The following is a 12,165-nucleotide window of genomic DNA, read 5'->3' as shown; positions in this document are numbered from 1 at the left end:
CAGGTAGACCAGGACGACGGCGGCGCAGGTGAGGCCGACGGCGAGCGAGCGGCCCAGCCCGCGCAGCAGGATTCTCATGAGGTACTCCTCGACCAGACGCCGCGGCGCAGCGTGAGCAGGGCGTACGGCAGCAGCCAGGCCAGTACGCAGCAGGACAGCAGGCTCATCAGGGGGCGGCAGCGCCAGGCGCGGTCTCCGGGATGGTCGAGCCGGTAGGCCAGACCCCAGACGCAGCCCTTGAGGACGACCCCGCCCAGGTACAGCAGGGTCAGCAGGCCGGCCAGGTGCAGCGGGGCCCACAGCAGGTGCCGTACCACCAGGGCGGGCGCCGCGACCACCCACAGGGCGTGCCCGTAGTAGAGCGCGGCGGCGGCCGGGCCCCGGCGCCACATGAAGCGGCCGGTGAAGAAGAGGTTCCTGATGAAGCTCTTCTTCCAGCGGATCTGCTGGCGCAGGAAGGAGCCGGGGCGGGACGGCACCCTGGTCCACACGCGGGCCGACCGCGTGTAGCCGACCTCCCAGCGCAGTTCGGGATAGTCGTGCTCGCGGACGAAGGGGGAGTCGGCGTGCCGGTCCTTGAGGGCACGGCCGTGCCAGGCCTGGCCCAGGACGTAGCCGGTGAGCTGGCGGTCGGTGGCGAAACGGAAGGGGGCGCCGAGGAAGCGGTCCTCGGCCCAGGCGGGCAGGTAGTTGTAGATCGCCTCGCGGCGGAAGGCGGCGAGCGGTCCGGAGACGCAGGTCACCGAGCCGAAGGCGGCCTCGGCGGCCTTGCTGATCCGGAACTGCCCCTCGTACCAGATGTCCTGGATCCGGGCCAGCAGACCGGCGTCGGCGTTGAGCGCCCGGCAGTGTCCGCTGACGGCGCCCAGTTCCGGGTGGCGGACCAGGGCGGTGACGCAGTGCCGTACGGCGTCCGGCGCGACGACGCAGTCGGAGTCGGTGAACAGCAGCACGTCCCCGTCGGCGACGGCGCAGGCCCGGACCAGCGCGCCTTTCTTTCCGAGGTTCTCCTCCAGCCGGATCAGCGTGAGCGGCAGTTCCCCGGCGAGGCGTTCCAGTACGTCCGGGGTGCCGTCGTCGGAGGCGTCGTCGACCACCACGAGCTGGAGGTCGGGGTAGTCCACGGCGGCCATGGACCGCACACAGGCCTCGATGTGCGCACGTTCGTTGCGCACGGCCAGCAGGAAGCTCACCCGGGGCTGCGCGGGCAGGGCCGGGAAGGCCCCGGCGTGGCGCGGGCGGCTGCGCAGCGGGCGTACGGCGGGGTCGTCGTAGCGGCTGTGGGCGAGGTGGAGGAGGCAGACGGTGCCGGCCAGGACGGCCAGGCCGTAGAGCGCGAGCGGATCGAAGGCGTGCGGCAGGCGCACCACGCTCCGGGCCAGCAGGAGGAGCAGGGGCAGCAGGGCGAGGAGGGTGAGCAGTCGTACGACGTCGCGGCGGACGCCGGGGTCCAGGGCGTCGAGGCGGGTGCCGAGCCGTTGGCGGACGCCGGAGCGGATCGGCGCGGCCGGCCCGGGCCCGGGTCGCAGGGCGGTCACGCGGTGGCTCCGGCCGCGGGAGGGACGCCGGTGCCGGCCCGCGCCGCCGCCTTCGTGAGGAGGCCGCGCTGGCGGGTGTCCAGGACGGGTGGGGCGTCGGCGGTGCACAGCCAGGTCAGGTCGTGCACGGGATGGACGGTGTGCAGGACCACCAGGTCCCAGGGTCCGGTATGCGGGTCCGGTACGTGGTGCAGCAGGTCCGTGCCGACCCGGAGCGAGGGCACCAGGGGGTCGCAGTAGGCGACGTGCGCGCCGGCCCGGGCGAGTCCGGCGAGGATCTCCAGGGCGGGGCTCTCGCGGACGTCCGCCACGCCCTCCTTGTAGGCGACGCCGATCAGCAGGACGCGGGCGTCGCGGGTGGGGACGGCGGAGTCCGCGAGCAGGTTGAGGGCGCGTTCGGTGATCCGCGCGGGCCGGTTGCTGTTGGCCGCGAGGGCGGTGGCGACCAGCGGCGCCTGCTGCCGGGCCCTGCCCAGCTGCCAGAGCAGGTAGTGCGGATCGCAGGGGATGCAGTGGCCGCCGACGCCGGGACCCGGGTAGAAGGGCATGAAGCCGTACGGTTTGGTGGCCGCCGCCTCGATCACCGGGACCGGCGCCAGACCGAGGGAGTGACAGGCGTCGGCGAGCTCGTTGGCCAGGGCGATGTTCACGGCGCGGTAGGTGTTCTCCCAGAGCTTGGCCATCTCGGCGGTCTCGGGGTCGGGGACCGTCCGGACGGCGGAGGCCGTCGGGGCCAGCAGGCCCGCGGCGGTGCGGCTGCTGCGCGGTCCGGCACCGCCGACCAGGCGCGGGGTGCGTTCGGGGGTGTGGCGCTCGTTGCCCGGGTCGATCCGTTCGGGGGCGAAGGCGACGTAGACGTCCTCGTCGGGGGTGAGGCCCCTGGCCCGCAGCGGTTCGATCAGGAGGTCCCGGGTGGTGCCCACGTAGCTGGTGGAGGTGAGCACGATCAGCTGGCCGGGCACGGCGTGTTCCACCACGGAGGCGCAGGCGGCGGACAGCGCGCCGAGGTCGGGCTCGCGCCGCGCGTCGACGGGGGTCGGCACACAGACGACGACGGCGTCGACGGCGCCCACCGCGGTGGCGTCCGAGGTGAGCCGGAAGCGGTCGCCCGCCGAGGCGCAGGCGAGTTGCGCGTGGTGCAGCGGAAGCAGGTCCACGGCGCCGCGTGCGACGTCCCGCAGCCGGTCCGGGCTGCTGTCGACGCCGACGACGGTGGCGCCCGCGTCGCAGAGGGCGAGCGCGGTGGGGAGTCCCACGTAGCCGAGTCCGACGACCGCGACGGTGAGTGCGGATACATCGATGTCCGAGCTGTCTGACGTGAATTTCACATCGTCATATAGACGTAGCCCGCAACGGCCCCGCGCGTGCGACACACGCGCCTTCGTACACGCCAGGGCCGCTTCACTCGGGCGGCGGCGTGGAGTGGATCACCATCGTGGACTTTGGTTGAAACTTGAACTTTCTTGGCGTAGGGTCGTCCTCGTCAACGGCTCCGTCCCCCACGTCACGCGGAGCCGACACACCCCGCAAGGAAGATCACGTATGTCTCTCGTTCTTGACCCCGCCGCCCAGGACCTGCTGTTCCGCGAGGCCCGCACCGCGAACACCTTCACCGACGAGCCGGTGACCGACGAGCAGGTGCAGGCGATCTACGACCTGGTCAAGTACGGCCCGACCGCCTTCAACCAGTCGCCGCTGCGCATCACGCTGGTCCGCTCCCCCGAGGCCCGCGAGCGCCTGGTGAAGCACATGGCCGAGGGCAACCAGCCCAAGACGGCCGCCGCCCCGCTGGTCGCGATCCTGTCGGCGGACAACGAGTTCCACGAGGAGCTGCCGCAGCTCTTCCCGCACTTCCCGCAGGCCAAGGACGCGTTCTTCAGCGAGCGCCCGGTGCGTGAGGGCGCCGCCGCCCTGAACGCCGCCATGCAGGCCGCGTACTTCATCGTCGGCGTCCGCGCCGCCGGGCTGGCCGCCGGCCCGATGACGGGCCTCGACTTCGAGGGCGTCCGCAAGGAGTTCCTGGACGACGACCACACCCCGCTGATGGTCGTCAACATCGGCCGTCCCGGCCCGGACGCCTGGTTCCCGCGCTCCCCGCGCCTGGCCTACGACCAGGTCGTCACCACGGTCTGAGACCGACGAGCGTCACGAAGCCCCCAGTGCGCGCCACCGGGGGCTTCGTCGTACGTGCGAGGGCTCCGGCAAAAAGACCGTGCGGGCACGGCGCGGGATCAGGCCAGCTTCAGCGCCGCCGCCATCCTGCCCAGTTGCTCGAACGACCCGGTGCCGGCCACGACCGTCGTCGCGCCCTTGACGCCGTCGGTGTCCTGCAGCACCAGTGCCTCGTACCGGCCACCGGTGTAACGGGTCCACGTCCGGCCGCCGATCTCCTCGGTGGTCCCGGTCTTCCGCCCGCCCTGGCTGGCCTCCTCGATGAACTCGGCCGGCTTGCCCGTCGACTGCTCGACCGCCACGTACTCCCCGTCGGGGGCGTGGTAGCCCAGGTGCCAGGCATTGTCCTCGGCGCCGCGGTAGCGCACGGAGGTCGGCTTCCACTCCTTGGCCAGCCCCTCGGGCGCCGCCACCGGATACGGTGCGGCGCGGCGCGCGGTGGTCAGCTCGACCGTGTAGTCCACCCGCCTGATGTCCGGCCCGCCGTCGTCGTCGTGCGGGATGAAGAGCCACATGACCAGTCCCGCGAGAAGGATGACCCCCAGGGAGAGCACCATGTCCCGGGCCGTCTTCTGCTTGCCTTTCGTACCTGCCACGCGTCCTATCGTCGCAGGTCCCCCATGTGCTCATACGTGGGGTCCCCTGCTCATTTTGTCGGACTGACGATAGAGTCGTGGCCACACCCTCATCCGGCCGTCGTCGTATCAGAAAGGTGCGTTCCGATGACCGAGCATCATCTGCCCTCCGAGCTGGACGTCCCCTCGGAGGCTCCCGACCGCAACCTCGCCATGGAACTCGTGCGGGTCACCGAGGCCGCGGCGATGGCCGCCGGCCGCTGGGTAGGGCGCGGTGACAAGAACGGCGCCGACGGTGCCGCGGTGCGCGCCATGCGCACCCTCGTCCACACCGTCTCGATGAACGGCGTCGTCGTCATCGGCGAGGGCGAGAAGGACGAGGCGCCGATGCTCTTCAACGGGGAGCGGGTCGGCGACGGCACCGGGGCGGAGGTCGACATCGCCGTCGACCCGATCGACGGCACCACGCTGACCGCCAACGGCATGACCAACGCGATCGCCGTGCTGGCCGCCGCCGAGCGCGGATCCATGTTCGACCCGTCCGCGGTCTTCTACATGGACAAGCTGGTCACGGGCCCCGAGGCCGCCGACTTCGTCGACATCAACGCGCCCGTGTCGGTGAACATCCGCCGGATCGCCAAGGCCAAGCGCCGCACGCCCGAGGACGTCACCGTCGTCATCCTCGACCGGCCCCGGCACAAGGGGCTCATCAAGGAGGTCCGGGAGACGGGCGCCCGGATCAAGCTGATCTCCGACGGCGACGTGGCGGGCTCCATCCTGGCCCTGCGCGAGGGCACCGGCATCGACCTGCTGCTCGGCATCGGGGGCACGCCGGAGGGCATCATCTCGGCCTGCGCCGTGAAGTGCCTGGGCGGCACCATCCAGGGCAAGCTGTGGCCCAAGGACGACGAGGAGCGGCAGCGGGCCGTGGACGCCGGGCACGACCTGGACCGGGTGCTGACCACCGACGACCTGGTCTCCGGGGACAATGTCTTCTTCGTCGCCACCGGCATCACCGACGGCGAACTGCTGCGCGGGGTGCGGTACCGGTCGGAGACGGCCACGACCGACTCGATCGTGATGCGGTCCAAGTCGGGGACGGTGCGGCGGATCGACTCCGAGCACCGGCTGAGCAAGCTGCGGGCGTACAGCGCGATTGATTTCGACCGGGCGAAGTGACTCCGTCGGTTGTGCCGGGCGCCCATTGAGTTGGGGGCGCCTGTTGGGTGGCGGGTGCGGCGCCGTTGTGGCTGGTCGCGCAGTTCCCCGCGCCCCTGGGGTGGGCTGCCATGCCCGGCGCGGAAAAGTGACCCCCCCGGTCGCGCCCGCGCGGCGGAGCCGCAGGTCGGATACAGCCCCGCGCCCCTGGGGTGGGCTGCCATGCCCGGCGCGGAAAAGTGACCCCCCGGTCGCGCCCGCGCGGCGGAGCCGCAGGTCGGGCACAGCCCCGCGCCCCTGGGTGGGCTGCCGTCCCCGGCGCCGGAAAGTGACCGCCGGTCGCGCTCGGGGCAGGAAGTGCCGTGGGGCCTGGCCTGAAGCGTTTTCCGTGTTGAAAGGGCACCCTCTGTGCGGAGAGGGCGCCCTTTCGCTTGTCCGGGGCTTCAGCCGGCCGCGGCTATGCGGCCCGTCGCGCGGGCGGCGTTCTTGAGTTCCACGTCGCGGCGGCGGCGCCGGGCCAGGACGACGCGGCGTTCGGCGGCGGTGAGGCCGCCCCAGACGCCGTAGGGCTCGGGTTGCAGGAGAGCGTGCTCGCGGCACTCGACCATGACCGGGCAGCGCGCGCAGACGCGCTTGGCGGCCTCTTCCCGGGAGAGCCGGGCGGCGGTCGGTTCCTTGGAGGGGGCGAAGAACAGTCCGGCCTCGTCGCGCCGGCACACCGCCTCGGTGTGCCAGGGAGCGTCTTGGTCCCTGTCCCGCACGGGCACCCGCTGGGCCGGAACGGCAGCTACCTGCAGGGACGAATGCGGCGGTTGCAGCACGGGTCTACTCCTGACGACGGCTTCGCTAGCGAGAGACGATGCGTCAAGGCTTACCCGTTGTAGGCGTGCCTATGCACTGGGTTCCCAACCGCTGCCGGGGTCGTACTACAGGTGCTTGCGCAAGCCCTTCTCGACCCGGCGGTGCACCCGGTCCAGGATGTCCGCGACGATCTTGCCCCGCTTGGGCCGCACCTCGACGCTGCCGAGCACGGACCAGCCGTCCACGTAGACCACGGGAGCCTCGGCCTCGTCGGAGTCGTGGGTGTGGACCTCGAAGCTGCCGAGGACGCTGCCGCCCGCGCCGCGCACCGAGACGTTCTCCGGGACGCGCACGTCGACGCTGCCGAAGACCGAGAACGCCTTGATGACGACCTGCTGGTACTCGAAGACCGCCTCGCTGAGGTCTATCTCGACGCTGCCGAAGACCGCGTAGGCGTGGACGCGGCGGTTGGCCCGCCAGCGGCCCTTGCGGACGGCGCTGCTGAAGACCGCCACCACGTTCTCGTCGGGCTCGGCCGGGATGGCACCGGCGGTGGGGCGGTGGGGGGCCGGTGCGGCGGTGTCCCGGCCGCGGTGGGCGGCGGGCAGGTCCCGCACGAAGACGTCCAGCTCGCCGACGGTCTTGGCGGCCAGCACGCCCTCGACGCGCTCCGCGTGCTCGTCGGCGGTGAGCCGGCCCTCGGCGAGGGCTTCGCGCAGCATGTCGGCCACGCGGTCGCGGTCGGCGTCCGAGGCGCGCAGCTCGGAGGTACGCGGTGCGGCGGGGGCGTGCTTCTGAAGGTCCACGGCCGTAGCGTACCGAAACGCGATAGATCGCGACCAGCCCTGTGGACAACCTTGTCGCACCCTGCCGTCACCCCCGGAAACGGCCAACTGAGCCTTACCTCACAGGCTCGGCGACCCGGGCAGGTTCTACGCTGGTTGGCGCTGCCAATGGAGGCCAGCCGTCGTTGCTGGGACGAGCGCCGAGGGATCCGCCGGAGATCCAGCGAAGTCCAGCCGCGCGTGATGTCTAGTGAGGAATGGGCGAGATGCCTGAGTTCGCGTACACCGATCTGCTCCCCCAGGGCGAGGACACCACTCCGTACCGGCTGGTGACCGCCGAGGGCGTGTCCACCTTCGAGGCCGACGGGCGGACCTTCCTCAAGGTGGAGCCGGAGGCGCTACGCAAGCTGGCCGAGGAGGCCGTCCACGACATCCAGCACTACCTGCGCCCGGCCCATCTCGCGCAGCTGCGCCGCATCATCGACGACCCGGAGGCTTCCGGCAACGACAAGTTCGTCGCCCTGGACCTGCTGAAGAACGCGAACATCGCGGCGGCGGGCGTGCTGCCCATGTGCCAGGACACCGGCACGGCGATCGTCATGGGCAAGCGCGGCCAGCACGTGCTCACCGCGGGTGGCGACGAGGAGGCCCTGAGCCGGGGCATCCACGACGCCTACAAGAACCTGAACCTGCGCTACTCCCAGATGGCTCCGCTCACCATGTGGGAGGAGAAGAACACCGGCTCCAACCTCCCGGCCCAGATCGAGCTGTACGCCACCGACGGCGGCGCCTACAAGTTCCTGTTCATGGCGAAGGGCGGCGGCTCGGCCAACAAGTCCTTCCTCTACCAGGAGACGAAGGCCGTCCTGAACGAGTCCTCCATGATGAGGTTCCTGGAGGAGAAGATCCGCTCACTGGGCACGGCCGCCTGCCCGCCGTACCACCTGGCGATCGTCGTCGGCGGCACGTCCGCCGAGTACGCGTTGAAGACCGCCAAGTACGCCTCCGCGCACTACCTGGACGAGATCCCGGCCGAGGGCTCGGAGCTGGGGCACGGCTTCCGGGACAAGGAGCTGGAGGAGAAGGTCTTCGAGCTGACCCAGAAGATCGGCATCGGCGCGCAGTTCGGCGGCAAGTACTTCTGCCACGACGTGCGCGTGGTGCGCCTGCCCCGGCACGGGGCGTCCTGCCCGGTCGCCATCGCCGTGTCCTGCTCCGCCGACCGGCAGGCGGTCGCGAAGATCACCGCCGAGGGCGTCTTCCTGGAGCAGCTGGAGACCGACCCGGCGCGGTTCCTGCCGGAGACCACGGACGAGCACCTCGACGCCGACGGTGACGTCGTCAAGGTCGATCTGAACCAGCCCATGGACGACATCCTGGCAGAGCTGACGAAGCACCCGGTCAAGACCCGGCTGTCGCTGACCGGCCCGCTGGTCGTGGCCCGCGACATCGCGCACGCCAAGATCAAGGAGCGGCTGGACGCGGGCGAGGAGATGCCGCAGTACCTGAAGGACCACCCGGTGTACTACGCGGGTCCGGCCAAGACGCCCGAGGGGTACGCCTCCGGGTCCTTCGGTCCGACCACCGCCGGGCGCATGGACTCCTACGTCGAGCAGTTCCAGGCGGCGGGCGGCTCGAAGGTGATGCTGGCCAAGGGCAACCGGAGCAAGCAGGTCACCGACGCGTGCGACACGCACGGCGGCTTCTACCTGGGCTCGATCGGCGGTCCGGCGGCGCGGCTCGCGCAGGACTGCATCAAGAAGGTCGAGGTCGTCGAGTACGAGGAACTCGGCATGGAGGCGGTCTGGAAGATCGAGGTCGAGGACTTCCCGGCGTTCATCGTGGTGGACGACAAGGGCAACGACTTCTTCCAGGACCCGGCGCCCGCGCCGACCTTCACGACGATCCCCGTACGGGGGCCGGGGCTCGCGTAACCGGCGTCACGCGTCACGGAAGCAGGCCGGTCCGGATCCGTCCGGGCCGGCCTTTCGTGTGCCCTCCGCCCCGCGCCCTCCGTGGGCTGCTCCGACCCTCGTCCGCCGTCCGCAGAGCGAACAGCACGTTCTGTTTTCGGACAACCTGCCCTCCCGGGCGTCCGTTCCATTGACTGTCCCTCCTCCCGCTGTGAGTCTTTCGCCGCTCCTGCATGGACATGCCATGCGTGGCCACCCCTCAGCCACCCCCCGGAGGACCAAGGTGAAACGAAGATTCGCCGTGGCGAGCCTGTCCCTCGCCATCGTGCTGGGCCTCGGCACACTCCCCGCCGTCGCCGCCGACTCCGCGCCCACCGCCCAGTCACCCGACATCGACGTGACGAAGGTGAAGGCGCACCTGACCGAGCTGAACTCCATAGCCGGACGCAACGGCGGCACCCGCCGCTCGACCGGCCAGGGATACCGCGACTCCGTCGCCTACGTGAAGGGCAAGCTGCAGGCGGCCGGATACAGCGTCACCGAGCAGCCGTGCACCTCCGGCTGCAGCAGCGGCGCCGGGCCCAACCTGATCGCCGAGTGGCCGCACGGCGACGCGGGCAACGTGTCCATGTTCGGCGCCCACCTCGACAGCGTCTCGGCGGGCCCCGGCATGAACGACAACGGCTCGGGCTCGGCCGCCCTCCTGGAGAACGCCCTGACCCTGGCGCAGCAGAACCCGACGATGAAGGGCCGGGTCCGCTTCGCCTGGTGGACCGACGAGGAACAGGGCCTCAACGGCTCGGACTTCTACGTCCGTTCGCTCTCCTCGGCGCAGCGGTCCGCCATCACGGCGTACTACAACTTCGACATGGTCGCCTCCACCAACGGCGGCTACTTCGTCAACCACGTCACCTCGGCCGCCGCCGCGCCGATGAAGGCGTACTGGGACTCGCTGGGCCTGCAGCCCGAGGAGAACACCGAGGGCGCCGGGCGCAGCGACGACTACTCCTTCGAGCGGTACGGCATCCCGACCTCCGGCTACGCGATGGGCGCCAGTGCCCGCAAGACCTCCGCGCAGGCCGCCAAATGGGGCGGCACCGCCGGGTCCTCGTACGACCCGTGCTACCACCGGTCGTGCGACAACCTCGACAACATCAACACCACCGGCCTGGACCGGGCCTCGGACGGCATCGCGTACACCATCTGGCAGCGCGCCGTGGGCACCGGCGACGACGGGGGCGGCGGCTGCGACACCGATCCGGTCGCGAACGGCGGTTTCGAGAACGGCAGTTCGCCGTGGACCGGGGACACCGGCACGATCGGCGCCCATGCGGGCCAGGCGGCGCACTCCGGGACCCGCTTCTCGTGGCTCGCCGGTTACGGTTCCACGCACACCGAGTCGGTCGGCCAGACGGTGACCGTACCGGCCGGGTGCACCCGGCTGACGTACTGGCTGCACATCGACACCGACGAGTCGGGGTCGACGGCGTACGACACCTTCAGGGTGAAGGCCGACGGCACCACGCTCGCCACGCTGTCCAACGCCGACGCCCGGAGCGGCTATGTGCAGCGCACGGTCGACCTCGGCGCGTACGCCGGCCGGCAGGTGTCCCTGAGTTTCACCGGCAGCGAGGACGGCAGTCTGCAGACCAGCTTCGTCCTGGACGACGTGAGCCTGCAGGAAGGTTGACCCGCGACGGCCGGCCCATCCGTGGGTCGGCCGTCTCCGAGCCGCGTTCCGGCCCGCTCCCATCCGTCTCCCGGCGGCGCCGCGGACCCGGCACCCGTTCGGCCCGGTCCAGGAACATCCGTCCCGCCCCGCACGCTGTACCCGTTATGAGCGACTACCGCATCGAGCACGACTCCATGGGCGAGGTCCGCGTCCCCGCCCACGCCAAGTGGCGCGCGCAGACCCAGCGTGCCGTCGAGAACTTCCCCGTGTCCGGGCAGCGCATCGAACGCGCGCACATCGAGGCGCTCGCGCGGATCAAGGGCGCGGCGGCGAAGGTCAACGCCGAGCTGGGCGTGCTCGACCAGGACGTCGCCGGCGCGATCCGGGAGGCGGCCGCGGAGGTCGCCGAGGGGACGTGGGACGAGCACTTCCCCGTGGACGTGTTCCAGACCGGGTCCGGGACCTCGTCCAACATGAACACCAACGAGGTCCTCGCCACCCTGGCCACCGAGCGGCTCGGCCGCGACGTGCACCCCAACGACCACGTCAACGCCTCCCAGTCCTCCAACGACGTCTTCCCGTCCTCGATCCACATCGCCGCCACCGCCGCCGTCACCCGTGACCTGATCCCGGCCCTCGACCACCTCGCCGGCGCCCTGGAGCGCAAGGCGGAGGAGTTCGCCGACGTGGTGAAGTCCGGGCGTACGCACCTCATGGACGCCACACCCGTCACGCTGGGCCAGGAGTTCGGCGGGTACGCGGCGCAGGTGCGGTACGGCATCGAGCGGCTGGAGGCGTCACTCCCCCGGCTCGCCGAGCTGCCGCTGGGCGGCACCGCGGTGGGCACCGGCATCAACACCCCGCCCGGCTTCTCCGCCGCCGTCATCGAAGAGGTGGCCCGCGCAACCGGCCTGCCGCTGACCGAGGCGCGCGACCACTTCGAGGCGCAGGGCGCCCGGGACGGCATCGTCGAGACCAGCGGGCAGCTGCGGACCATCGGCGTCGGACTGACGAAGATCGCCAACGACCTGCGCTGGATGGCGTCCGGGCCGCGCACCGGGCTCGCCGAGATCGCGCTCCCCGACCTCCAGCCGGGCTCGTCCATCATGCCCGGCAAGGTCAACCCGGTGGTCCCCGAGGCGGTCCTCATGGTCGCCGCCCAGGTCACCGGCAACGACGCGACGGTCGCCGCGGCGGGCGCGGCCGGCAACTTCGAGCTGAACGTCATGCTGCCGGTCATCGCCAAGAACGTGCTGGAGTCGGTGCGGCTGCTGGCCAACGTCTCCCGGCTGCTCGCCGACCGGACCGTGGACGGGATCGTCGCGCACCGGGAGCGGGCCCGCGAGTACGCCGAGTCGTCCCCCTCCGTCGTCACGCCGCTCAACAAGCACATCGGGTACGAGGAGGCCGCCAAGGTCGCCAAGAGGGCGCTGGCGGAGCGGAAGACGATCCGTCAGGTGGTGCTGGAGGGCGGGTACGTCGAACGCGGCGACCTGACCGGCGAGCAGCTGGACGAGGCGCTCGACGTGCTGCGGATGGCCCGTCCGTGAG

General features: G+C 71.3%; 10 protein-coding genes. 5 read left to right on the top strand and 5 right to left on the bottom strand.

The genetic code is table 11. The features are described from left to right. Positions 1–74 precede the first annotated feature (74 nt). Positions 75–1,529 (bottom strand): glycosyltransferase family 2 protein, encoded by a 1,455-nt coding sequence (locus AB0P07_RS03165; protein ID WP_365544543.1) that lies wholly within the window; start codon positions 1,527–1,529, stop codon positions 75–77. Between the two features lie 5 nt (positions 1,530–1,534). Beyond that, a complete protein-coding gene (locus tag AB0P07_RS03160; protein WP_365544271.1) occupies positions 1,535–2,866 on the bottom strand; it encodes a nucleotide sugar dehydrogenase in 1,332 nt (443 codons plus the stop codon). 214 nt (positions 2,867–3,080) lie between these two features. On the opposite strand from AB0P07_RS03160, the gene AB0P07_RS03155 reads away from it, so the two are divergent. Beyond that, on the top strand, positions 3,081–3,671 hold the full coding sequence (locus tag AB0P07_RS03155; RefSeq protein ID WP_061442745.1) for a malonic semialdehyde reductase: 591 nt from the start codon (positions 3,081–3,083) through the stop codon (positions 3,669–3,671). A gap of 98 nt (positions 3,672–3,769) precedes the next feature. Here AB0P07_RS03155 and AB0P07_RS03150 read toward each other — a convergent pair whose 3' ends face one another. Next, the gene (locus AB0P07_RS03150; RefSeq protein WP_365544268.1) at positions 3,770–4,306 is read right to left on the bottom strand and encodes a DUF4245 domain-containing protein; all 537 of its coding nucleotides are present in this window, start codon (positions 4,304–4,306) and stop codon (positions 3,770–3,772) included. Positions 4,307–4,432: 126 nt separating this feature from the next. Between AB0P07_RS03150 and glpX the strand changes: the two genes are divergently transcribed. Then, positions 4,433–5,464: a class II fructose-bisphosphatase gene (gene glpX, locus AB0P07_RS03145; protein ID WP_102932289.1), complete on the top strand. Its 1,032-nt coding sequence runs from the start codon at positions 4,433–4,435 to the stop codon at positions 5,462–5,464. A 422-nt stretch (positions 5,465–5,886) separates the two neighbouring features. Here the strand turns inward: glpX and AB0P07_RS03140 are convergent, their stop codons facing one another. Further along, positions 5,887–6,264, bottom strand: a complete 378-nt coding sequence (locus AB0P07_RS03140) for a WhiB family transcriptional regulator (protein WP_365544265.1) — start codon at positions 6,262–6,264, stop codon at positions 5,887–5,889. 105 nt (positions 6,265–6,369) lie between these two features. Beyond that, positions 6,370–7,050: a DUF1707 domain-containing protein gene (locus AB0P07_RS03135; protein WP_365544262.1), complete on the bottom strand. Its 681-nt coding sequence runs from the start codon at positions 7,048–7,050 to the stop codon at positions 6,370–6,372. 245 nt (positions 7,051–7,295) lie between these two features. Between AB0P07_RS03135 and AB0P07_RS03130 the strand changes: the two genes are divergently transcribed. The 3 genes from AB0P07_RS03130 (at position 7,296) to AB0P07_RS03120 (ending at position 12,164) form a co-directional block, all read left to right on the top strand. Further along, positions 7,296–8,963, top strand: a complete 1,668-nt coding sequence (locus AB0P07_RS03130; RefSeq protein ID WP_365544259.1) for a fumarate hydratase — start codon at positions 7,296–7,298, stop codon at positions 8,961–8,963. A gap of 262 nt (positions 8,964–9,225) precedes the next feature. Then, positions 9,226–10,632 carry a M28 family peptidase gene (locus tag AB0P07_RS03125; protein ID WP_365544256.1) on the top strand — a complete coding sequence of 469 codons (1,407 nt, stop codon included), beginning with the start codon at positions 9,226–9,228 and terminating at the stop codon, positions 10,630–10,632. Positions 10,633–10,778: 146 nt separating this feature from the next. Further along, entirely contained in the window at positions 10,779–12,164 is a 1,386-nt protein-coding gene (locus AB0P07_RS03120; RefSeq protein WP_365544253.1) for a class II fumarate hydratase, read from the top strand. Position 12,165 lies beyond the last annotated feature (1 nt).

It is taken from the genome of Streptomyces sp. NPDC085944 (assembly GCF_040686295.1).
GTDB lineage: Bacteria > Actinomycetota > Actinomycetes > Streptomycetales > Streptomycetaceae > Streptomyces > Streptomyces salinarius.
The sequence above is the reverse complement of the archived record's forward strand: the minus strand, read 5'-3'. Positions and strand labels throughout refer to the sequence as shown.

Bases quoted from the DNA above. Each gene is read 5' to 3' on its own strand.
- AB0P07_RS03155 (WP_061442745.1), top strand. From the start codon at position 3,081: ATGTCTCTCGTTCTTGACCCCGCCGCCCAGGACCTGCTGTTCCGCGAG.
- glpX (WP_102932289.1), top strand. From the start codon at position 4,433: ATGACCGAGCATCATCTGCCCTCCGAGCTGGACGTCCCCTCGGAGGCT.
- AB0P07_RS03130 (WP_365544259.1), top strand. From the start codon at position 7,296: ATGCCTGAGTTCGCGTACACCGATCTGCTCCCCCAGGGCGAGGACACC.
- AB0P07_RS03120 (WP_365544253.1), top strand. From the start codon at position 10,779: ATGAGCGACTACCGCATCGAGCACGACTCCATGGGCGAGGTCCGCGTC.